The 20,061-nt window shown below is 66.9% G+C and carries 22 protein-coding genes, 1 tRNA gene and 1 pseudogene; 7 read left to right on the top strand and 17 right to left on the bottom strand.

All coding sequences use genetic code 11. The features are described 5' to 3' along the window. Positions 1–199 precede the first annotated feature (199 nt). On the top strand, positions 200–2,302 hold the full coding sequence (locus DEW08_RS01725) for a YgiQ family radical SAM protein (protein ID WP_109323952.1): 2,103 nt from the start codon (positions 200–202) through the stop codon (positions 2,300–2,302). Positions 2,303–2,324: 22 nt separating this feature from the next. Here DEW08_RS01725 and DEW08_RS01720 read toward each other — a convergent pair whose 3' ends face one another. From DEW08_RS01720 to DEW08_RS01705, 4 genes are all read right to left on the bottom strand, one after another. Further along, on the bottom strand, positions 2,325–3,020 hold the full coding sequence (locus DEW08_RS01720; protein ID WP_245986069.1) for an RES family NAD+ phosphorylase: 696 nt from the start codon (positions 3,018–3,020) through the stop codon (positions 2,325–2,327). Continuing rightward, positions 3,017–3,412 (bottom strand): MbcA/ParS/Xre antitoxin family protein, encoded by a 396-nt coding sequence (locus DEW08_RS01715; protein ID WP_109325233.1) that lies wholly within the window; start codon positions 3,410–3,412, stop codon positions 3,017–3,019. The genes DEW08_RS01720 and DEW08_RS01715 overlap by 4 nt, the downstream gene beginning before the upstream one ends. A 74-nt stretch (positions 3,413–3,486) precedes the next feature. Beyond that, positions 3,487–5,535, bottom strand: coding sequence for a putative bifunctional diguanylate cyclase/phosphodiesterase (locus DEW08_RS01710; RefSeq protein WP_109323946.1), 2,049 nt, complete (start codon positions 5,533–5,535; stop codon positions 3,487–3,489). 472 nt (positions 5,536–6,007) lie between these two features. Continuing rightward, entirely contained in the window at positions 6,008–6,199 is a 192-nt protein-coding gene (locus DEW08_RS01705) for a zinc-finger domain-containing protein (RefSeq protein WP_425429088.1), read from the bottom strand. A gap of 164 nt (positions 6,200–6,363) precedes the next feature. Between DEW08_RS01705 and DEW08_RS01700 the strand changes: the two genes are divergently transcribed. The 3 genes from DEW08_RS01700 to DEW08_RS01690 all read left to right on the top strand — a co-directional run bounded on the left by DEW08_RS01700 (position 6,364) and on the right by DEW08_RS01690 (position 8,540). Then, positions 6,364–7,398: an ABC transporter ATP-binding protein gene (locus DEW08_RS01700; RefSeq protein WP_109323943.1), complete on the top strand. Its 1,035-nt coding sequence runs from the start codon at positions 6,364–6,366 to the stop codon at positions 7,396–7,398. Continuing rightward, entirely contained in the window at positions 7,385–8,389 is a 1,005-nt protein-coding gene (locus DEW08_RS01695; RefSeq protein ID WP_245986067.1) for an alpha/beta hydrolase, read from the top strand. Before DEW08_RS01700 ends, DEW08_RS01695 begins: the two co-directional genes overlap by 14 nt. Positions 8,390–8,463: 74 nt before the next feature. Further along, positions 8,464–8,540 (top strand) — tRNA-Arg (locus tag DEW08_RS01690). A gap of 30 nt (positions 8,541–8,570) precedes the next feature. Here DEW08_RS01690 and DEW08_RS01685 read toward each other — a convergent pair. The 11 genes and pseudogenes from DEW08_RS01685 to DEW08_RS01635 form a co-directional block, all read right to left on the bottom strand. Beyond that, positions 8,571–9,734 (bottom strand): tyrosine-type recombinase/integrase, encoded by a 1,164-nt coding sequence (locus DEW08_RS01685; protein ID WP_109323942.1) that lies wholly within the window; start codon positions 9,732–9,734, stop codon positions 8,571–8,573. 74 nt (positions 9,735–9,808) lie between these two features. Further along, a pseudogene (locus DEW08_RS33665) lies at positions 9,809–9,919 on the bottom strand (hypothetical protein); the annotation flags it as partial. Between the two features lie 12 nt (positions 9,920–9,931). Continuing rightward, complete coding sequence (locus tag DEW08_RS01675) at positions 9,932–11,047, bottom strand: DNA polymerase III subunit beta (protein WP_109323941.1); 1,116 nt, start codon at positions 11,045–11,047, stop codon at positions 9,932–9,934. A 6-nt stretch (positions 11,048–11,053) separates the two neighbouring features. Further along, a complete protein-coding gene (locus DEW08_RS01670; RefSeq protein ID WP_109323931.1) occupies positions 11,054–11,473 on the bottom strand; it encodes a hypothetical protein in 420 nt (139 codons plus the stop codon). A gap of 49 nt (positions 11,474–11,522) precedes the next feature. Next, positions 11,523–12,962: a recombination directionality factor gene (locus tag DEW08_RS01665; RefSeq protein ID WP_109323927.1), complete on the bottom strand. Its 1,440-nt coding sequence runs from the start codon at positions 12,960–12,962 to the stop codon at positions 11,523–11,525. A 30-nt stretch (positions 12,963–12,992) separates the two neighbouring features. Beyond that, entirely contained in the window at positions 12,993–13,859 is an 867-nt protein-coding gene (locus tag DEW08_RS33050; protein ID WP_109323926.1) for a siphovirus Gp157 family protein, read from the bottom strand. 8 nt (positions 13,860–13,867) lie between these two features. Beyond that, complete coding sequence (locus DEW08_RS01655; RefSeq protein WP_109323924.1) at positions 13,868–14,278, bottom strand: hypothetical protein; 411 nt, start codon at positions 14,276–14,278, stop codon at positions 13,868–13,870. Continuing rightward, a complete protein-coding gene (locus tag DEW08_RS01650) occupies positions 14,278–15,435 on the bottom strand; it encodes an ATP-dependent DNA helicase (protein WP_109323917.1) in 1,158 nt (385 codons plus the stop codon). Before DEW08_RS01650 ends, DEW08_RS01655 begins: the two co-directional genes overlap by 1 nt. 2 nt (positions 15,436–15,437) lie before the next feature. Beyond that, a complete protein-coding gene (locus tag DEW08_RS01645) occupies positions 15,438–15,653 on the bottom strand; it encodes a hypothetical protein (protein ID WP_109323916.1) in 216 nt (71 codons plus the stop codon). Continuing rightward, entirely contained in the window at positions 15,650–15,958 is a 309-nt protein-coding gene (locus DEW08_RS01640) for a hypothetical protein (RefSeq protein WP_109323915.1), read from the bottom strand. The genes DEW08_RS01645 and DEW08_RS01640 overlap by 4 nt, the downstream gene beginning before the upstream one ends. Before the next feature lie 243 nt (positions 15,959–16,201). Further along, positions 16,202–16,393, bottom strand: coding sequence for a hypothetical protein (locus DEW08_RS01635; protein WP_109323914.1), 192 nt, complete (start codon positions 16,391–16,393; stop codon positions 16,202–16,204). 241 nt (positions 16,394–16,634) lie between these two features. Between DEW08_RS01635 and DEW08_RS01630 the strand changes: the two genes are divergently transcribed. The 3 genes from DEW08_RS01630 (at position 16,635) to DEW08_RS33660 (ending at position 18,592) form a co-directional block, all read left to right on the top strand. Then, positions 16,635–17,351, top strand: coding sequence for a thermonuclease family protein (locus DEW08_RS01630; RefSeq protein ID WP_109323913.1), 717 nt, complete (start codon positions 16,635–16,637; stop codon positions 17,349–17,351). A 427-nt stretch (positions 17,352–17,778) separates the two neighbouring features. Further along, positions 17,779–18,003, top strand: a complete 225-nt coding sequence (locus DEW08_RS30965) for a hypothetical protein (protein ID WP_168220209.1) — start codon at positions 17,779–17,781, stop codon at positions 18,001–18,003. Continuing rightward, on the top strand, positions 17,966–18,592 hold the full coding sequence (locus tag DEW08_RS33660) for a DUF2335 domain-containing protein (protein WP_109323894.1): 627 nt from the start codon (positions 17,966–17,968) through the stop codon (positions 18,590–18,592). The genes DEW08_RS30965 and DEW08_RS33660 overlap by 38 nt, the downstream gene beginning before the upstream one ends. 342 nt (positions 18,593–18,934) lie before the next feature. Here DEW08_RS33660 and DEW08_RS01620 read toward each other — a convergent pair whose 3' ends face one another. Together DEW08_RS01620 and DEW08_RS01615 are read right to left on the bottom strand one after the other, a co-directional pair. Beyond that, a complete protein-coding gene (locus tag DEW08_RS01620; protein ID WP_245986065.1) occupies positions 18,935–19,177 on the bottom strand; it encodes a hypothetical protein in 243 nt (80 codons plus the stop codon). A gap of 73 nt (positions 19,178–19,250) precedes the next feature. Continuing rightward, positions 19,251–20,048 carry an XRE family transcriptional regulator gene (locus DEW08_RS01615; RefSeq protein WP_109323892.1) on the bottom strand — a complete coding sequence of 266 codons (798 nt, stop codon included), beginning with the start codon at positions 20,046–20,048 and terminating at the stop codon, positions 19,251–19,253. Between the last annotated feature and the right edge of the window lie 13 nt (positions 20,049–20,061).

Genomic DNA, 20,061 nt, shown 5'->3' with positions numbered 1-20,061 from the left:
AATTCCCTGTCACTTGGGGAAGCCCTCTGGACGCTTGGAGGGTGCCTCCCCAAATGGGACGCTTCGGGTCGTCGAAGGCGGCCGCCACGGCAATATCCGATTAACCCGGTGCGATTTGGCCGGTAGGATTCGCGCCGCGGACGCGCTATGACTGCGCCCGCTCCATATCATCGTCGTTCAGCCTGTCCCGGAGAGCGTCATGCTCCAAGCCCCCGCCCTGTTCGCCCGCCGCCCCGACCGGGCCGTGCGCGCCAAGCCGGCCCCCTTCCTGCCGATGACGCGGGAGGAGATGGACCGCCTGGGCTGGGACCAGTGCGACATCATCGTCGTCACCGGCGACGCCTATATCGACCATCCCAGCTTCGGCATGGCGATCATCGGCCGCCTGCTGGAGGCGCAGGGCTTCCGCGTCGGCATCATCGCCCAGCCGGACTGGACCAGTGCTGAGCCGTTCAAGGTTCTGGGCAAGCCGCGGCTGTTCTTCGGCGTGACCGGCGGCAACATGGACAGCATGGTCAACCGCTATACGGCCGACCGCCGCCTGCGCCACAACGACAGCTACACCCCCAACGACGAAGGCGGGAAGCGGCCGGACCGGGCGGTCATCGTCTACTCGCACCGCTGCCGCGAGGCCTACAAGGACGTGCCGATCGTGCTGGGCGGCATCGAGGCGTCACTGCGCCGCATCGCCCAGTACGACCATTGGAGCGAGAAGATCCGCCGGTCGATCCTGGTCGACGCCAAGGCCGACATCCTGTGCTACGGCAATGCCGAGCGCGCCATCGTCGAGGTCGCCCACCGGGTCGCCGCCGGCGAGAAGCCGCGCGCCATGACCGACATCCGCGGCACCGCCATCGTGCGCGACGCCGTGCCGGAGGACTGGACGGTCGTCGACTATTCCAGCATCGACGAGGGTGAGACCACCGTCGTCTCCCCGCGCGCCGGCATCGAGAAGGCGGTGGTGCGGCTGCCCTCCTACGAGCAGGTCACGGCCGACAAGCTGCTCTACGCCCAGGCCTCGCGCGTGCTGCACCAGGAGAGCAACCCCGGCAATGCCCGCGCCCTCGTCCAGCGCCACGGCGACAAGGAGCTGTGGCTGAACCCGCCGCCCATCCCGCTGGAAACCACCGAGATGGACCAGGTATACGACCTGCCCTACGCCCGCGCGCCGCACCCCGCCTATGGCGACGCGCGCATCCCGGCTTGGGAGATGATCCGCTTCTCGGTCAACATCATGCGCGGCTGCTTCGGCGGCTGCTCCTTCTGCTCCATCACCGAGCATGAGGGGCGCATCATCCAGAGCCGGTCGGAAAGGTCGATCCTGCGCGAGATCGAGCACATCCGCGACAAGACCAAGGGCTTCACCGGCGTCATCTCCGACATGGGCGGGCCGACGGCCAACATGTACCGGCTCGCCTGCAAGGACAAGAAGACGGAATCCCTGTGCCGGCGGCCGTCCTGCGTCTATCCGGACATCTGCAAGAACCTGAACACCGACCATTCCTCGCTGATCCAGCTCTACCGCAAGGCGCGCGCCGTTCCGGGGGTCAAGAAGATCCACATCGCGTCGGGCCTGCGCTACGACCTCGCCGTGCGCAGCCCGGAATACGTGAAGGAGCTGGTGACCCACCATGTCGGCGGCTACCTGAAGATCGCCCCCGAGCATACCGAGGCCGGGCCGCTGTCGAAGATGATGAAGCCGGGCATCGGCACCTACGACGCCTTCAAGGAGATGTTCGAGAAGGCGGCGAAGGAGGCGGGCAAGAAGCTGTACCTGATCCCCTATTTCATCGCCGCCCACCCCGGCACGACGGACGAGGACATGATGAACCTCGCCCTCTGGCTGAAGCGCAACGGCTTCAAGGCCGATCAGGTGCAGACCTTCCTGCCCTCGCCGATGGCGCTGGCGACGGCGATGTACCACAGCGACCACAACCCGCTGCGCCCGATCCGCCGCGTCGGCTCCGAACAGGTCTTCTCGGCCAAGGGGCTGAAGCAGCGCCGGCTGCACAAGGCCTTCCTGCGCTACCACGACCCCGAGAACTGGCCGGTGCTGCGCGAGGCGCTGAAGCGCATGGGCCGCAGCGACCTGATCGGTCCGGGCGAGCACCAGCTCGTCCCCGCCTGGCAGCCGGTTGGGGCGGTGTCCTCGCCGCGCGGCAAGCCGGCGCCGAAGGGCGGCAAGTTCCTCACCCAGCAGACCGGCCAGGGCCGCCGCATGCCGCCGAGGGACGCCCCCAAGACGGGACCGAAGACCGGTGCGAAGGCTGGAGAGAAGACGGGGCCGGGACGGCGGCGCTGACGCCTGGACCCCGAGGGGGCGGTCACAGCGCCGTCCACTCCTTCGTCTCGTAGTCGAAGTACTTGTCGATGCGGGCGCCGTTCCAGTGATACTCCAGGTGCCGCGCCTGGACCGGAATGCCGACCGCCTTCGGCCGGAACACCCCCACGCAGAGCCCCTGCGGATCGCGGACGCTGGGATAGACGACGCCGGTCGATCCCTCCTCCCGCAGGGCGGCGCCCAACGCCTGTCCGGCGGAATAGTCGTCCGGGTGCAGGACCCGCAGGCGCTCCGCCTCCTCCAGGCTGCTGACGTCGTGGAATGCGGCATCGATGCGCCCGACCAGAACCCGCATCGTCTCCGACCGGATCAGGCCGAGATCGGCGTCGGCATAGAACTGTTCGTAATGGAAGACCGTCTCGCGCAGCGCCGTGCGGAAGTCCCGCCCGGCGTAATAGACGCCGTAACGGCCATTCGAGAAGCGGGATCCCTTGGGATTGACGTGGGTGAAGGCACCCATGACATAGCTGGCGCCCGGTCCGGCCACCCGCTCCTCCGGCGGGACGAGGGAGATCTCGCCGATTTCCTGGCGCAGGCGTGGATTGACCAGCGACTCCAGGGCGATGAAGGCTTCCCAGTCGCGCGGATCGGACGACAGCCGCTCGAACAGGTCGATCGGGGGGAAGCGGGAAGCGATGATGCGGGTCGCCGACGGCCAGCAGACGGTGCCGAGTCTCACGACCACGCCCCGCGATGGGCATCGACATAGTGATGGACCGCCGCCAGATCGGTGACATCGCCGGCCGCCATACGCTCCAGCGGCGTCTGGCCACCGAAGGCCCGGTTTTCACGCGACGGCCAGCCGTCGGCCTGCTGCGGGTTGGAATAGACGATCTGCAGCGACTTGTAGATGCCCAGCACATAGCCGAGACGCCGTACCGTGTCGTGCGGAACGGTCCCGACCTTGCCGGACTTCCAGGCGTAGAAGGTCCGCTCCGGCGGCGACCCCAGGATCCGGCGCGCCTGCTCGTTGCTGGCTCCCCAGGCCTTGAGGATGCCGAAAACGCCGGCCATGCCGCGGGCGACGGTATCGCCGGGGATTGCCTGTTCCTGCTGCGCGACGGCACCCATGATCGCACCCTCCTGCTGCATACCTGCAGGATATGGCGCTTATCCGCAAAACTGCAACAGTGCTGCGACCGTGCCTATTCCCCCGCCAGGAACCGCTCGAAGGCCGGGACGTCCAGCGGGCGGCTGATCAGATAGCCCTGGATGCGGGTGCAGCGCTGCTGCATCAGCATGTCGGCCTGCTCCGTCGTCTCGACGCCCTCGGCGATGGTGTCGAAGCCCAGGCTGTCGGCGAGGTTGACGATGGTGCCGACGATGGCCGGGTCGGTGCTGGACTTCACGATGTCGCGCACGAAGCTGCGGTCGATCTTCAGCGTGTCGATGGGGAAGCGCTTCAGATAGGCCAGCGAGGAATAGCCGGTGCCGAAATCGTCGATCGACAGGCGGACGCCGACGTCCTTCAACTCGTTCAGGATCGTCACCGCCTTCTCGATGTCGCCGATCATCGCCCCTTCGGTGAGTTCCAGCTCGACGCGCTCCGGCGGCACGCCGGTGCCTTCGATCACGCTGCGGACGAAGCCGACCAGCCGGGCGTCCTGGAACTGGCGGGGCGACAGGTTGACCGAGACGGACCCGACCGGCAGCCCGCGCCGCAGCCAGCCGGACAGGCGCAGGCAGGCCTCGCGCAGGGTCCAGGCGCCGATCTCCCAGATCAGCCCGGTCTCCTCGGCCAGCGGGATGAACTCCGCCGGGCTGACCAGTCCGCGCACCGGATGGCGCCAGCGGATCAGCGCCTCCGCCCCGATGACCCGGTTGGCCAGCAGGTCCATCTTGGGCTGGTAGAACAGCTCGAACTCGTCGCCGCTCGCCGCCGCCCGGCGCAGGTCGCTCTCCAGCCCCAGGGTGAAGCCCGACCGCTCGCGCATCCCGGATTCATAGAAGACGTACTTGCGCTCCGGGCTGCGCTTGGCGTGATACATGGCGAGGTCGGCGTTGCGCAGGAGCTGGTCGGCCGTCTCGCCGTCGTCGGGATAGAAGGCGAGGCCGATGGACGCCCCGCAGAACAGCTCCTGGTTGTGGACACCGAAGGGCTCCGCCATCGAATAGAGGATCTTCTCCACCAGCCGGGCGCCGGCGGAGCGGTCGGCGGCATCGGGCGCCACGATCAGGAACTCGTCGCCACCCAGACGCCCCACCGTGTCGGTCATCCGCGTGCAGTTGCGCAGGCGGCGCGCCACCAGCTTCAGCAGCTCGTCGCCGGCGTGGTGGCCCAGCGTGTCGTTCACCTGCTTGAAGCGGTTCAGGTCGAGGAAGGCCACCGCCACCTTGGTCTTGGAGCGCTGGGCGCGGGCGATGGCGTCCTCCAGCCGCTCGCAGACCAGCCAGCGGTTGGGCAGGTCGGTCAGCCGGTCGAAGCTCGCCTGATAGCGGATCTGGTGTTCCTGGAACTTGCGCTGGCTGATGTCCGCGATGGTCAGCACATAATGCTCCAGCACTCCGGCCGGCGAATGCACGGCTGTCACCGACAGGGCTGCGGCGAAGGCGTCGCCGGCATGGCGGAAGCTGGTCACCTCGCCTTGCCAGCGGCCGGACTGGCGCGCGGTCATCCAGATGTTGTCGACGAAGGAGCGCTCATGCGACCCGGGCGCGAAGAGCACCAGCGGCCGGTTGATCAGTTCGTCCCGCTGGAAGCCGGTCATCACCTCGTAGGCCGGGTTGATCGCCTGCACCGACAGTTCCGGATCGACGATGAGGATGCCGTCGGCCACGCTGTCGAAGACGGTCGCCAGCAGCCGGATCTTCTCCTCGTGCCGCTTGCGTTCGGTGATGTCCTGGACTGTTCCTTCATAGTAACGGATGCGCCCGCCGGCATCGCGCACGCAGCGGGCATTCTCCGCGATCCAGATGATCGAGCCGTCGCGGCGGAACACGCGGGCCTCGAAATTCTGCACCACATCCTGCCGCGCCATGAGGTCGGCGAAGGCCTCGCGCTTGCCGGGGTCGACATAAAGCTGCCCGGCTATATCCGTGAGGTTGTCGATCAGATCGTCCGGCGAGTCATACCCGTATATCCGCGCCAATGCCGGATTGACCCGCAGGTAGCGGCCATCCGTCGTCGTCTGGTAGATGCCCTCGACCGCGTTCTCGAAAATACTGCGGTATTGCTCTTCGGTCTCTTGACTCATGGTGCGCGCCTCATCCGACGCCAAGCCTATACCGCCAGGAAACAACATCTTCCAATCCGAACCTAAGGACTCGCCAAACCATGAGCCTTTCTGCACTGCAGCAAAGTAGACGCCAGCCGGCGCATCCCCGTCAAGGCACAACTCATCTCTTTTCGCACAAGCGCACGAAAAATATAACAGGATTGTAATGGAGTCCCGGCGAAAAACAGCGCACCCCGGCGACTTCGTTACCGGTGGTCACGGATGCATCAACTCTTAACCAACGTATACAAAAGAAAAAAAGACTCGTAGTCGAACGGCTTTGCGCACAGGAGCCAGACAGGCGCGGCAGACCGGCAAATGGTCAATAAATGCCGATGACCAACAAAAATAGGCGACGCGCTTGCCCGTCGGGGCCGCGGCGTCGCCTGTCCTGTCGACCTGCCGGCGGGGGCGGCCGGTCCGGCCCCCGGCCGGACGGCGCCCGGAACGGTCAGTGTCCGTGAGTGCCGGTCTTGGCGCCTTCCTTCAGGACATACTGGCGCGAGCAGTAAGGGCATTCCACGCGGCCATCCTTGCCGAGCGTCAGGTAGACCAGCGGATGGCCCAGCGCGCCGCCACCCCCGTCGCACCCGACGGTCGGGGTTTCCACCTGAATCGTTTCGATCGGCTGCATGGCAGTCATCCTCTCTTTTGACACACGCCGTGGTTTGGCGGCATCGTTAAGCTGTCCCCCAAGCGTGGGACGCGGGCGCGGGCCGGATGATACCCAACGCGCCGCGCGGATCAACGGGATTGAGGGGACCGGACGCTTTCTCCCCGCTCACGAAAGACCCTGGTTAGACAGACATGCCCGCCCACGCCGCCTCCCCCGCCGCCGTCAACCTCCCGGCCCATGCCGTGGAGCTTCGCGGACTGACCAAGATCTACAGCCCGACCGGCAAGGCCGGTCCCAAGCACGCGCTGAAGGGGATCGACCTCGCCATCCCGCGCGGTTCCCTGTTCGGACTGCTGGGACCCAACGGCGCCGGCAAGTCGACGCTGATCAACATCCTCGCCGGGCTGGTCAACAAGACCGGCGGCAACGCCCTGATCTGGGGCCACGATACCGAGGAGGCGCCGCGCGCCGCCCGCGCCTCGATCGGCATCGTGCCCCAGGAACTGAACATGGATCCCTTCTTCACCCCGCGGGAGATGCTGGAGCTTCAGGCCGGCCTCTACGGCGTGCCCAAGCGCGACCGCCGCACGGATGAACTGCTCGACGCGGTCGGGCTGCTCGACAAGGCCGACGCCCATGCCCGGTCGCTTTCGGGCGGCATGAAGCGGCGGCTGATGGTGGCGAAGGCGATGGTGCATTCGCCGCCCGTCCTGGTGCTGGACGAGCCGACGGCCGGCGTCGACGTGGAGCTGCGCCGCCACCTCTGGGATTATGTGCGCGAGCTGAACCGGCGCGGCACCACGGTGCTGCTGACCACGCACTACCTCCAGGAGGCGGAGGAGCTGTGCGACACCATCGCCATCATCAACCATGGCCAGGTGGTCGCCTGCGAGCCGACGCGGACCCTGCTGCGCCGGGTGGACGCCAAGGCGCTGACCGTCCTGCTCGACCGCGACCTGACGGCGCCGCCGGCCACGCTGGAAGGCTTCACCGTCGAGCTGGCGGAGCCGCGACGCCTGATCGTGCGCTATCAGCCGAGCCGGCAGCGGGTGGACGCCATCCTGGCGGCACTGTCGGCGGCCGGGCTCGGTATCGTCGACCTGTCGACGGAGGAGTCGGACCTGGAGGACATCTTCCTTCAGCTTACCGGCGGAGCGCACGGCGAGCTCGGCACCCTTCCTCCGTCCGGGGAGAGCGGCACGGGGTCCGTGAATGACGCTGCGTAGGCGGGTCGCGACGGTCGCCGTGCTGGGCCTCGGGCTGCTGCTCGGCGCCTGTTCCGCCACCTTCCAGCCGATGGGCCGGCCGGTCACCCAGCCGAGACTGACCGCGCAGTCGCTGGTCGCTGCCGACGGGTTCGAGCTGCCGATGCGCGTCTGGCTGCCGGAGGGGGGCGAGGCGCCGCGGGCGGTGATCGTGGCGCTGCACGGCTTCAACGACTACTCCAACGCCTTCGAGACGGCCGGCCGCAATCTCGCCCGCCACGGCATCGCCACCTATGCCTACGACCAGCGCGGCTTCGGCGCCACGCGCGACCGCGGCATCTGGCCGGGCACGGACACGCTGGTGGCCGACCTCGGGACGGCTGTAGAGCAGGTCCGCGCCCGCCATCCGCGGGTCCCGGTCCATGTCCTGGGCGAGAGCATGGGCGGCGCGGTGGTGCTGACCGCCCTGACCCGCCCCGACGCCCCGCGGGTGGACGGCGCGATCCTGGTCGCCCCGGCCGTCTGGGGGCGCGAGACCATGGGCTTCTTTCCGCGGGCGGCGCTGTGGGTGACCTACAACCTCGTCCCCGGCATGGTGGTCCACCCGCCGCGCGAGCTGAACATCCAGCCGTCCGACAACATCGAGATGCTGCGTGCGCTCGGCCGCGACCCGCTGGTGATCAAGGGCTCGCGGGTCGATGCGCTGGAAGGACTGACGGACCTGATGAGCGCCGCCCTTCCCGCCTGCGGCAGGCTGGAGGTGCCGTCGCTGGTGCTGTACGGAGCGCGCGAACAGGTGCTGCCGCCCAAACCGGTGGAGCGTGCGCTGGCCGACTTCGAGGCCGGCGGCCGGCACGTCGTGGCGGTCTATCCCGACGGCTACCACATGCTTCTGCGCGACCTGAAGGGTTCGCTGGTGGTGGAGGACATCGCCGCCTGGATCGCCGATCCCAAAATACCGCTGGCCAGCGGCGCCGACCGCGCCCCGCGGCAGCTTCTGGCGGCGAAATAGGGGATGCAATTTTTCCTGAAAGGAATGTTTGCGCTGCCCGGAGCATTGCGCTATGGTGCGCCTCCGCTGACGCCGGACCCGTAGCTCAGCTGGATAGAGCGCTGCCCTCCGAAGGCAGAGGTCGTGAGTTCGAATCTCGCCGGGTCCGCCAGTTTCTTCAAGAGCTTAGCCGCTGCAACGGCTAGGCTCTTTTACTTTCCATCCCCGCTTTCATCCCCGCATCCCTGCCACGCGATGCGTTCGCGGCCTCCTGCATGTACTCCGGCGCATGGTGGCCATAGACCTGCTGGACCGTCTGCGGGCTCATGCCGACGAAGCCTCCGACCTGCCAGACATCCAGCCCGTCCCGCAGCAACCACGTCACGCAGGTGTGGCGCAGCGTGTGCGGGTGGACGCCGGAAAGCCCCGCCGCCGTCGCGGCCGCGGCGAACCCCTTCTTCACATCCCCCACCGGCTTGCCATCGCACTCCACCACGTACTGGCGGGTAATCCGTCGCGCGATCCGCAGCCACGGCAGGAGCCGCGGGGCAATAGGCACGCGAGCCCGACGCTTCTTGGTCTGCACCCGGCCGATGGGATTGAAGTCGATGAATCCGCGATCCAGATCGACGTAACCGCCGTCCGTATTCGGCTGCCACTGCAGCCCCAGAATCGCCTCCTTGCGTGCCCCGTGATACAGACCGATCAGGATGAACATCGGCAGGTGAAGGTTCATGTGCATCGTGCCGTCGGCGTCCTTCCACCGCCACCGGCGCCGCCACGCGGCCCACAGCAACCCGGCCGCATCGGAGCGGGTGAGGAACGCCTGCTCGTCCTTCGGAACGGGCGGCAGAACCACCACCCCGTGCCCGGCGAGATAACCCTCGGTCTCGCACCAGTTCATGGCGGCGGCCAAGGTGCCCAGCTCGCGACGGACGGTTCCCGGCGCCCGGCCGCTCTCCGAGGCGTACCGCCGGCAAGCGCCGGCAGTTATCCCGGAGACGGTCGCGCCATCCCACCACGGGATCAGGTTGCGGATCGCGTAGCGGATGCGCTCAGGGTCGGCCGCGTGCGGGGCGTGGTGCTCCAGGTACAGCCCGAGCATGTCCGTCACGCTGAGTTGGTCGGCAGGCGCAGGACCTCGGCGGACGACATCGACGGGTTGGGCTTGCTCGGTGATGAGGGCTGCGAGGGCTTGTTGGGCTTCCCGCACATCGCCAGTACCCGTTGAGCGCTCGCGCTTAGCGCCGTGCTCGTACCAGCGGATGAAGTAGATGTACTGCTTGAAGCCGCGCTTTGGCGTGGCCCCATGTCGCTCGTCCGGTCCGTAGAGGACGAGCTTGGGGCCGGTGTTGGCTTTTGCCATGAATCACCTGTCATCTTGTAGCGCTCCAGGTCGGTTCGGAGGACGAGGAGCGTGCGGCCAAATCGCTTCGCGGGCAAGGTGCCGCTGGCAATCGCCGCCCGAACGGTTGCCGGCTTCACGGCGCCGCCCGGGTGAAGGAACCGGGCGGCCTCGGGGATGGTCAGCAGGTCGGATGGGTCGCTCATTGCTGGCGCCCCCTACAGCTTGCACGGCATGACCAGCGCGACCTGGGGCGCCTCGTCCGGACCGGTTCCCGACGGCCAAAGCGCCGCGGGTCCGGTCGGGTCGCTGAGCCGCATAGCGACGCGCCCGACCGGCATCGAGCCCAGCGCGTCGAGCAGGAGGGGCGCGGCGAAGCCGATGACGATCTCCGCATTGCCCGAGGCCTCGATGGCGTCCTCGGCCTCGGCGCCATTCCCGCCGGCCGCGCGCAGGCCAATGCCGTCCGGGGCGATCGTCAGGCGGGTGGTGTTGATCTTGTCCGTCGCGGCGACGCGGACGCGGCGCAGGGCCGCCAACATGGCGTCCCGGTCGAACTCGGTCGCGTGCTTGCCGGCCAGGGCATGGTCGACGATGACGGCCGAGTTGTGCGGGAAGCTACCCTTGACGAGCTTGCAGCGGAACCGGGCCGGCCCGGCCTTGAACGCGACAGCATTGGCGGAGAGCGTTACGGTGACCTCGTCCTCGTCGCCGACACCATCGAGGATCGAGCGCAGCGGAACCCACGCCGTTGTCGGCAGCATCACATCGTGCGCAGGAACGTCGCCGGCGCATGCCACGCCGGTACGCGTCATCGCGTGTCCGTCCGTCGCCCAGGCCAAGAGCTTGCCCTCGGTGGGCCGCAGGCAGGTCACGCGGAGGTAATAGCGCGTCTCCTCCGCGGATGCTGCCCACGTCGTTACCTCTGCGATCCTGCGCAACTCTCCGGCCGTGACCGTCAGCGCGCTGCCCTTGACCGGATCAGTAGCGGGGAAGTCGCGGACATCAAGCGTCGCGAAGCGCAGCTTGGTCCGGCCGGCGCCGACGCGGAGCATGCCGTTGTCGAGACAGACCTCAATGTTACCGGCGGTCAACTCGGACACGGCCTTGGTCAGCAGCGGCCCGCTGACCGCGATGTCGCCGGGCGCGGCCAGGGCGGCGGGGACCTGGAGCGAGGACCAGTGGTCCATGTCGGTGCTGGCGACGGTCAGGCCATTTCCGGCGGCGCGCAGCACGACGCAGCCGAGGATGGGGATCGTCTTGTTGCGGCCGGAGAGTTGGCCGCCGCGGCGCAGCGCCATCAGCAGGTCGGCGCGGTCGATGGTGAAGTGCATGATGGATCACTCGTCGTCATCGTTGCGGGTGCAATCCCGCACGGGCTCGTCGCATCCGCCGCAGCGCTTCCCCGCAAAGCCCCACCAGACCTCGTCGATCAGGTCCAGCAGCATCAGATTCGTGCCATGCCGGATCAGCGGTCGCGCCGCGTCCTCCAGATTCATGACCGAGCCCTTCGCGGCCAGCGGCGGCTCGTGCCAAGTCAGATCAGCATCCCGGACCTCATTCTCCAGCTCGGCCCAGAGCTCCGGCTCGTCGCCGGCAAGACCCCAGAGCGGGTCGAGCCGGTGGCGCACCGCGCGGGCGTAGATGCCATGAGGCAGGTGGACGAGATTGCGCGGGCGCCGGAGTTGCTCGACGGTGAGTGCGGCGATGGCTTTGCCCCTGGGCATCGGGACGCCAGTGGTGCGCGAGATGTCGGTCATGGCGGTCTCCTTCGGCAGGCGCGCCGCCGGGACGCGCCTGCCGGATCGATCAGAACAGGTCGTCGTCATCGGCCGCAGGCGGCGGGGGCGGCGGAGCGGAGTTGCTGGCAGCCTTGGGCTGCTTGATCGCGGCCGGGGGCTGGCCGCCCGTCTGAGTGGCCGTCTGGGTGGGCTTGGCCTTCCCCTCGATCTCGCCGCGCAGACGGCGGTACTCGCCCTGGATCTCGGAGATCAGCCCCTCCGGAGCAGCGGACAGACCGGCAGAGTTGCTCTCCCACAGGCCGTCGAGCTCCTGGAGGCCGGCGCGGGCAGCATTGCTCAGCTCCGCCAGGAACGACGTCACGTAATGCTGTTCCTGCCCGCGCATCCAGGTCCGCACCTCTCCGTCCGCGGCGACCAGCTCGTAATCGGCCGCGGGATCGGCCGCGATGGGCTCCGGTTCCGGGGCGACCGGATCGGGCGCGATCGGCGCCGGGCCCGCGTCAATGACCTCGGCCGGCGCCGGTCTGTCGGTCGCGATGGCGGCCTTGGCGCGGGCCGGCTTCGGAGGGGTGGCATCGGCGGCGCGCTGTACCTCCTCCGCATAGAACTCGTCCACCACATCGCCGGCATCGTCGCCCAGCACATCACCGCTGCCGATCGGGGCCGACAGCATGAGCTTGGCCTCCTGCTCGACCTGCTCGATCCGCGCCCGGTTCCGCTCGCGGCGAAGGGAGATATCCAGGGCCGTCGCCTGCAACTCCTCCATGGCCCCAGCGAAGCCCAGCGACACCACGTAGATGGTCTGCGTCTTGCCGGTCGGGTCGGTCGCGGTCTTCGGCCGGATCGACATCGTGAGGGGGATGCCGGCGAGCGGACCGCCGGTGACGGAGGTCAGGAAGGCCAGCGATGAGGTGATGCCGACGATGGTATTGTAGCTGGTCGTCCGGAGCACATGGACACCGCCGACCGTGCTGGCGGTGTCCAGCATGACGGCGAGACGGCCGTTCATCTTGCACTTCGGGTACTTCTGGTTCTCCGGGATGGCCTGGAAGGTGGGGTCGGCCAGCGGGCAGGCGGCGCAGTTGTGCTCCTTCCATGTCCCGTCCTTCTGGAGCCTCTGGGAGGTGACGCCGTCGCCGTGGCACCACAGCGTCTTGCCCTGATAGGCGACGAGCCGGCTCTGGAAGTTCAACTCCGGGTCATCGAACACAAGCCGCACCGGCAGGTCGCGCGGCTTGTCTCCGAGTTGTGCGTGCACGCGCTCGTCGCGGAGATAGTTGTTGTCCTGGCCGCGCTCCAGCGTCGTGACGAGGAAGTGATCCAGCTTCTGCGGGGGCTGGAACTCGGTGCCGCTGCGGCTCTGCCGGACGGCGCCCTTCTGGCCGATCTTGATCTTGCCGATCTCGGGGAGCTGAAGGGGCATGGTCTTGATGCGGAGGGAGCGCCCCTGCGGTCGGAAATCGGCGAGCTGTCGCCGTTCGGGAATGACAAGTTCGGTGCTGGTCATCGGATGGCCTCTGGGGTGTGGTGGTGCGGTTCAGCGCACGGTCAGCACGGTTTCCGGCACCAGCCGGGCGCCGGGGATTTCCTGGCCGGCTTCGAGAGCGGCCTTGATGCAGGCGATGTCGGGGATGAGGTACTGGCGGGGCAGCGCAGCGGAATCGGTGATCTCGACGCGGTACCGGGTCTGCGCCCTGGCGAGAGTGCCGTAGTCGGTCCTGATGCGGCCGGCGTCGACGGTCGGCGCCGAGGCCTGCACAGCCGCCTGCTGCTCGCGCAGCTTCGCGGCCTCGGCGGCCTGCTGCTGCATCAGCGCATCGTCTACCGGCGCGCCCTGGGCGGCAGCCTCAGCCGCTTCGCGCAGCGCTTGCTCCGCGGCCTGCGCCTCGGCGGCGAGGCGGCGAGCCTCCTCATCGGCCTTGCGCCTGGCCTCCTCCTGCCGGCGCTGCTGCAGTTCGGTCCAGCGGATCAGCCGGCCGCGGAGCCCGGTGCGGAGGCGGTTGTCCCCGAGGCCAGCCTCCAGGGCGACGGAGCGCGCCTTGAACGCGGCGTCGATGCGTTTCTGCCCGTCGAGGTACGGCCGCTTCGCGGCAGTGCGGGCGCCTTCCTCGGCCTTCAGCGCGGCGGCGACGCGGCCGGCGCAGTCCGTGGCCTTGGCGGCTTGATCGTCGTCCGTGATCTCCGGCCGCTCGGCGTCCCAACGGGCAATGACCGCCTCCAGCTTGGCTCGGCCGGCGGCGCGGGCAGGATCGTCGGCGGTGGCGACGGCGAGGAGGAGGCCGTGCAGGTCGGAGACGAGACCGGAACGGCCGGGCTGGTCGGGGTCCAGCAAGGTGGCGCGGAGGACGGCGAGGACGTCGGCGATATCCGGTCCGCCGTTGTGGCCGGTGGTGGGGGAGCTCATGAATGGCCTCAGAATATCGGCGCGACCGCCCGGTCTATGGGCTGGCGCGGGTTGGCGAGCGGGTGAGACGCAGCCTCCGGACTGACCGCGGCATAGCGGCGCGCCCAGTCGGCGGTGTCGCGCAAGTGGCGGTATTCGGCCTCGTCAATAGGGTGCCAGGGCCAGCCTCGCGGCTCCCAGCCGTCGCAGGGCACCGGCCGACCGTCGACCTCGGCGGTGAGCTGCTGATCGGACATCAGCTCCCAGGTCACCGGGTCGCGGTCGCCGTCGATCAGCGACACGCTGGCCGGCACCCACGGACCGCCCTTGACGAGGCGCGTGCGGAAATACCGGGTCTCGCCGGGGCGTGTCGGCAGCCGGGCGACGGGGCGCGGGCCGCTGGTGTTGGGGCGGCGCAGGCCGGCGGCGGGAGCCTCCATCACGCACCCCGCAACAGCAGCGTCAACCCGGTCTGAGCGCGCGTGATCGCCGTGTAGAGCCACTTCGGGGCGTCGTTCTGGCCGGCGCGGCGGAATGCGGCGCTGTCGTCCACGATGGTGACATGCGGCCATTCGGAGCCCTGCGCCTTGTGGCAGGTGATCGCATAGGCCCAGTCGAATTCGTTGATGCCCTTTTCCAGCCGCTCCGGCTTGCGGGTGCTGGCATCGAAGTGCTGGGCGAACTGCCAGGGATGCGTCAGCAGTGGGTTCCGCGGTTCGGGCTCGTCCTCCAGGTGGACGCGGATGTTGACGTAGGGCCGCACCTCGGGCTCGGCATCGGCGGTTGCGACGCCCAAAGCACCATTGAAGAGTCCTTCCTCCCGGTTGTTCCTGGTGCAGATCAGCTTTTCGCCCTTGAGCGGGAGCGGGCCCTCGAACCCGAACCGGCGCCGGGCGCGCTGGCAGATCGTCCAGCGGACGCGGTGGACGCCGCAAATGGCCTGCGTCCTGGGCTCATAGACCTGGTGCTGAGTCTCCTGCGTGAGGACGGCGACGTGGACGTCGCTGCCGTAGTCGCCGGGCCGGATCGTTTCCCCGAGACGTGCCGCAGTGGCGAGCCTGATGATCGGGCTGCCGGCCGCTTGGCGATGGATTTCCGTTAGGAAGGCATCAGGATTCCGGTTGGTGAATGCTCCGGCGCCGGCGACCGGCGGGAGCTGGCCGGGGTCGCCCATGACAAGGATCTTCTTTCCGAACGAGCGCAGGTCGGCGGCCAGCTCACGGTTGACCATGGAGACCTCGTCCAGAACGATGAGGTCCGCGGAACTTGCCGGCCCGTCGGCAGCCAATTCAAAGACCAGCCGGCCCTCGACAACCTTCGGCAGGTAGATCATGGCGTGGATCGTGCTGGGGTCCGGAGCGCCCTTCTGGCGGAGGCGATGCGCGGCCTTGCCGGTGTAGGCCCCGGTGATGACCTTCTTGCAGCGCTTGTAGCGGTGCTTGATTTCCTCGATGGCCAGGGCCGCGATCGTCGTCTTACCGACGCCGGCATAGCCGGCCAGGTAGAACTCTTGATGGCCGCGCTCGCCGTACCACTCCACGATCTGGCGGATCACGGCGAGTTGGGCTGGCGAGGGGGTGATGTTGCCGGCCAGCATGCTCACGCCTCCGGGTTCCGCGGTGCGGCACCGATGCGGCGGAGCACTGCGTCCAGCACCTTGTGCTCTGGGCTGCCCGGCTCGTATCCGTCACGGATCTCGACGAGCCTGGACGCGACCATGGCTCGGTACTGCGCTTTGTAAGCGTCCAGTTTGGCGGACATGACGACAGCCAGCGTGTGCCCGAGGTCGTCGGGAATGTCATCGCGGCGGATCATTCACCACCCCGCATCGGCTGGCGCTCCGATCGCTCCCGTTCCTGCGCACCGGTCTCGGCATCGACACCGATCCGCGCCAAGGCCTCGTAGAGCTCCTCCGTCAGAAGCGCATCGGGCAGGGAGAGCCAATGCTCTCCGTCATAGCTGGTTTCGATGCTGTAGACCTCGAACCCGGGGGGATAGCCCGGCTCCGTCGAGGTCTGACGCACCTCCGGGTGCATGATCCCGCAGAAGCGCAGCGGCCAACTGGCGATCCTGTCGCCGTCAACTGTCAAGATGACGGGCGGGGCGTCATGCCAACGCATGTCAACCTCCGAAAGCGATGGTGGCGATGGCCAGCACGCCCCAGATCAGCGCCAGGGCCAGCAGGTCGAGAATGAAGCGGGTCACGCCCTCGCCCCGGCGTGAAACGTGAAGGGGATGGTGCGCGCGGTGTCGCTCGGGACGGCGTCGGGCATCTTGCTCATGGCAAAGCTCTCCTGTTCCGGCGCGCTGGCCGGTCGATGTCAGGGTGGTTGGTGGTGGTACCGGTGGCGCGGGCCGCCTGGTCAGGAGGCCCGGAAATACTTGAGCGACGCCTTGCCGTCCGGGCTGGCGAGGTCCATCGCGTAGCCGGTGGCGAGGTCGAGGCTGATGAACTCGACATCCAGGATGCCCACGGCGTCACGGACGGCAAAGCGGCCTCCGCCCAGCGCCCAGACCTCGTAGGAGTTGAACTGCGTGATCTTGATCGGGTTCATGGTCAGACTTCGGCGCTGGCGGTGGAAGTGATGGGGTGCGTGCCAGGCTCTCCGGATGGGTGAGCCAACCACCTCGGTCGGGTTCTCGATGCCGCCGAAGAGGTGGTATGGGGAGATAGTTACCGCGTCGGTTGGAGGAAGTCAACCGTATTGGTAAGTGACATCGCCGCTCGACCGCCTTCATAATCCGGTTGCGCTCGCTGGTGAGCGAACATCCTGGAGTATGCAGGGGAAATCGGCGATGAGGGAAATTGGATTGATTGCGGCTGCATTTTGCACCGCGATCCTCGCCACCCCCGCTTTCGCCGCCGATCTAACCGGCACGGCCACGGTCATCGACGGCGACACGCTGGAGGTCCACGGGCAGCGCATTCGCCTGCACGGGATCGATTCCCCGGAGTCTGCGCAGCTCTGCCAGGACGCCGCCGGCAAGGACTGGCGCTGCGGTCAGCAGGCGGCGCTCGCGCTGTCGGACCGGATCGCCCGGCGGCCGGTGAGCTGCGAGGTCAAGGACACCGACAGGTACGGCCGGAGCGTCGCCGCGTGCTCGGTCGCAGGCGAGTCGCTCAATGCCTGGATGGTGTCGCAGGGCTGGGCGATGGCCTACCGCCAGTACAGCACGGACTACGTCGGCGCCGAGGCGACGGCCCGGGCGGCGCGTGCCGGCATCTGGGCCGGCACCTTTCAGCCGCCGTGGGAATGGCGCACGGCGAAGCGGAACGGCGATAAGCCCCAGGCCGCCAACCAGAGTCGCCCGGCCCCAGCGGCAGCCCCGTCAGCAGCGCCGTCCAGCGGCTGCCAGATCAAGGGCAACATCAACAGCAAGGGGGAGCGCATCTACCACGTCCCCGGCGGGCGCTTCTACGACCAGACGCAGATCGACACCGGCTCGGGGGAGCGCTGGTTCTGCAGCGAGGACGAGGCACGGTCGGCCGGCTGGCGGAGGTCGGAGCGGTGAGACAGTAACCAAACTGGCTGAGCGTGCTGGTTGAGGGCGTGGCTTTCTGTGCGATCATGACGCTGCTCTACGCCTGATGCTCGATCGTGAAACCACTGGAGGGCAGCCAAGATAATCAGATGACTAACAAAGGGTGAGATGTCAGCGCCGTGGCGATGCCCCGCTTCTTTGGATGCTCGCTCAGTGGGGGAGCGACAGACGGGCCATACGACATATCTGCCCTGTCTCGAGCGATAGCAAGCGGGGATGGCTGAGGAGAATGGGCGAGTGAATAGGCCTTAGAGCTGGCCATTCGCCTCGACAGAGCTACTTTGTGGAGTGACGCTGTTGACAAGGCATGGCATAATTGATCTAGCGTTATCGCACACCAATCTGATATATGATCCGGCCTCAAAATTGGCCCATATGCGAAACCAGGGAGGGCGACATGCGCGGCAAGAAGCAATCGGTGCAATTTCATGCGTTTGTTCGTCCGTCGGCTCGTGGGATGTGGTCAGGCTTCCTGATGGGAATCGGTGCACTTACCATGCTAGGGGCGCCTCAGTTCAACCCTCCTCGCTATCCAGGGGAAGGGGTTGGCGCGGACTGGCGTTCCGTCGGCAAGGAGATGCGTAATGCACTCCGCCGGTACGACGAAATTCGAGATCGTTGAGCAATCTACTGAGGGAACTGTGAAACCGGCGCAACGAGATGGTGCGCCTAGCGCGTCCGAAGCGGACGTCCTCGCGCCGGTTCGTGTTGAGGAGAGAATTGAAAGGGCACTAGGTGGGGTCGTTCCCCCAGATAAACTCCCCAAAGCCACGGAGCAAGTTCTGGCAGTTGTCGCTAAGGAGTTCTTCCAAGGCCCACTGCCCCCGCCAGAGCAGTTCAGTCAGTACGACCATGTTCTTCCGGGGGCGGCGGATCGGATACTTCAGATGGCGGAGTCGGAGCAAGCGCATCGAATATTCTGGGAACAAACAGCAATACGCGCAGAAACTAGAAGCTCATTTCTCGGTTTGTGCTTTGGATTTCTAGCTCTAGTTGTTTTGGTGTCTGCGGCAGTTGCATGCGCATATCTGGGTAAAGACGCACTTGCTGGCGCTCTTATTGGAGCGACAACCTTGGGCTTAATTCCTGCATTTATCAAGGGTAGAGGGCTATTCAATTGGTTTGACTCAGCTAAACAACAGCCTGAAGCGCCTCCTCCACAGAAGAGGAAGCCGCAGCAGAATCGTCGTACAAAGAAAACGAGTCGATGATATTGGTATAGGCAGCATTAGCGGATTGTGGGACTAGCCCGTCAGTCAACCTGACGGGCTGTTTTGTGTCGACCTAACGCAATTGCTTTGCATACAACCTCTGCGAATCGGCACTATTGCTGTTGGTTGATCGATCGTGAGATAAACTCAACCACCAGCCTGGGGCCATCCACCTGGGTCGCCGCGCAGTGTTCCCGCCGAGTCGGAGGCGGTGCCGGCGAGGATCCGTCGCTCCCCGAGACGCCCGTGCAACGCGGATGAAAAGGGGCCACCGGTGCCTGGGGCTGGCTTGCTTCGGCGAGGGGCGTCCGCGGCGCCCCGCCGACCGAGCAGCGCCGCCGCTCACAGCGGGATGGCGCCCAGCCTGACCTCGCTGCCGGGGCCGAACTCGCGCGCCCGGAACGCCTCTCGTTCCTCCTCTTCCGGCTCCCGCACGACCAGCGAATCCCTCGCAGGAGCATGAGGGCTGCCCAGCAGCATGACCGCCGCAATGGCGCGAGCCCGGCCGGCATCCCGCGCCGACACGACCACGCGTCGCCGGGCGGCCTCAACGACATAGAGCTGATGGGCATCCTGCTCTGGCATGGCGAACTCCATAATGCGTGTTCGCATTATGTTCTCGTTCGAGGCGTCGAGAGTCAAGTCTTGGGCTGACCGCCTACATGCGCCGGGCGAACCACACCACGCGGCCGATGATGTTCACCTCGTCGGCCGTGCGCTCGTAGGTCCGGTGCTTCTGGTTGTCCGAACTGATGACGATGCAGGGCGGATCGCTGTTCGGGATGAACTCCAGGCGCTTCACCACTACGCCGATCCCGTCCCAGACCGCGAACACGCCAGGCGGCGAGGGGGCGCGGTCGAGGAGGTTGACCATCACGCGATCGCCGGACTGTAGCAGGGGCTCCATCGAATCGCCCTGCACCTCAATGATCCGGGCCGCGCCGGGGCGCACCCGCAGCTCACGGTGCAAGTAATCCGGCGGCAGCTCCCAGAGAGCCGTAACCGCGTCCATCTCCATCAGGCCGCCGTTGCCATCCGGCCGGAACTCCAGCAGCGCCTCACCACCAGCCCCCATGCCGGCACGGACATCGATCTCCGGGACTGGAGAAGCTGGATGCACGGGATGCGCGCTCCGATCAGCGCGGATTTTCAGATTTGCGGCACCCTTCTGGACACCAGGGATGTCAAGCGTTGCGATCTTGGTATCAGAGAGCGGCCTTTCGCCAATTAACTCTCCGATACTGCAATCCAGAACTTCAGAGATTTTTCGGAGAAGCGGCAAGTTTAACCGACTGTCTTCTTTCTCGTATCGAGAAACGGAGACATCGGTTGTATGAAGGCGCTCCGCCAACTCTTTCTGAGTCAGCCCTCGCGCCTCTCGGATTTGTCGCAGCATATTCATGCCAGCGAGCTTACCGGAATGGTAAGGAAAGTCATTTACCGTTTCGGTTGACATGAATTACCGCTGC

The organism is Azospirillum thermophilum, assembly GCF_003130795.1.
Taxonomy (GTDB): Bacteria; Pseudomonadota; Alphaproteobacteria; order Azospirillales; family Azospirillaceae; genus Azospirillum; species Azospirillum thermophilum.
This window is presented reverse-complemented; position numbering and strand designations above follow the sequence as displayed.

What these genes read in the sequence shown, in the direction of transcription:
- DEW08_RS01710 (WP_109323946.1), bottom strand. Translation starts at nt 5,535, where the DNA reads ATGAGTCAAGAGACCGAAGAGCAATACCGCAGTATTTTCGAGAACGCG.
- DEW08_RS01675 (WP_109323941.1), bottom strand. Translation starts at nt 11,047, where the DNA reads ATGCACTTCACCATCGACCGCGCCGACCTGCTGATGGCGCTGCGCCGC.
- DEW08_RS01650 (WP_109323917.1), bottom strand. Translation starts at nt 15,435, where the DNA reads ATGCTGGCCGGCAACATCACCCCCTCGCCAGCCCAACTCGCCGTGATC.
- DEW08_RS30965 (WP_168220209.1), top strand. Translation starts at nt 17,779, where the DNA reads ATGCGCGGCAAGAAGCAATCGGTGCAATTTCATGCGTTTGTTCGTCCG.
- DEW08_RS33660 (WP_109323894.1), top strand. Translation starts at nt 17,966, where the DNA reads ATGCACTCCGCCGGTACGACGAAATTCGAGATCGTTGAGCAATCTACT.
- DEW08_RS01635 (WP_109323914.1), bottom strand. Translation starts at nt 16,393, where the DNA reads ATGAACCCGATCAAGATCACGCAGTTCAACTCCTACGAGGTCTGGGCG.
- DEW08_RS01685 (WP_109323942.1), bottom strand. Translation starts at nt 9,734, where the DNA reads ATGGCAAAAGCCAACACCGGCCCCAAGCTCGTCCTCTACGGACCGGAC.
- DEW08_RS01665 (WP_109323927.1), bottom strand. Translation starts at nt 12,962, where the DNA reads ATGACCAGCACCGAACTTGTCATTCCCGAACGGCGACAGCTCGCCGAT.
- DEW08_RS01695 (WP_245986067.1), top strand. Translation starts at nt 7,385, where the DNA reads ATGACGCTGCGTAGGCGGGTCGCGACGGTCGCCGTGCTGGGCCTCGGG.
- DEW08_RS01655 (WP_109323924.1), bottom strand. Translation starts at nt 14,278, where the DNA reads ATGGAGGCTCCCGCCGCCGGCCTGCGCCGCCCCAACACCAGCGGCCCG.
- DEW08_RS01670 (WP_109323931.1), bottom strand. Translation starts at nt 11,473, where the DNA reads ATGACCGACATCTCGCGCACCACTGGCGTCCCGATGCCCAGGGGCAAA.
- DEW08_RS01705 (WP_425429088.1), bottom strand. Translation starts at nt 6,199, where the DNA reads ATGACTGCCATGCAGCCGATCGAAACGATTCAGGTGGAAACCCCGACC.
- DEW08_RS33050 (WP_109323926.1), bottom strand. Translation starts at nt 13,859, where the DNA reads ATGAGCTCCCCCACCACCGGCCACAACGGCGGACCGGATATCGCCGAC.
- DEW08_RS01645 (WP_109323916.1), bottom strand. Translation starts at nt 15,653, where the DNA reads ATGATCCGCCGCGATGACATTCCCGACGACCTCGGGCACACGCTGGCT.
- DEW08_RS01620 (WP_245986065.1), bottom strand. Translation starts at nt 19,177, where the DNA reads ATGCCAGAGCAGGATGCCCATCAGCTCTATGTCGTTGAGGCCGCCCGG.
- DEW08_RS01700 (WP_109323943.1), top strand. Translation starts at nt 6,364, where the DNA reads ATGCCCGCCCACGCCGCCTCCCCCGCCGCCGTCAACCTCCCGGCCCAT.
- DEW08_RS01615 (WP_109323892.1), bottom strand. Translation starts at nt 20,048, where the DNA reads ATGTCAACCGAAACGGTAAATGACTTTCCTTACCATTCCGGTAAGCTC.
- DEW08_RS01725 (WP_109323952.1), top strand. Translation starts at nt 200, where the DNA reads ATGCTCCAAGCCCCCGCCCTGTTCGCCCGCCGCCCCGACCGGGCCGTG.
- DEW08_RS01715 (WP_109325233.1), bottom strand. Translation starts at nt 3,412, where the DNA reads ATGGGTGCCGTCGCGCAGCAGGAACAGGCAATCCCCGGCGATACCGTC.
- DEW08_RS01640 (WP_109323915.1), bottom strand. Translation starts at nt 15,958, where the DNA reads ATGCGTTGGCATGACGCCCCGCCCGTCATCTTGACAGTTGACGGCGAC.
- DEW08_RS01630 (WP_109323913.1), top strand. Translation starts at nt 16,635, where the DNA reads ATGAGGGAAATTGGATTGATTGCGGCTGCATTTTGCACCGCGATCCTC.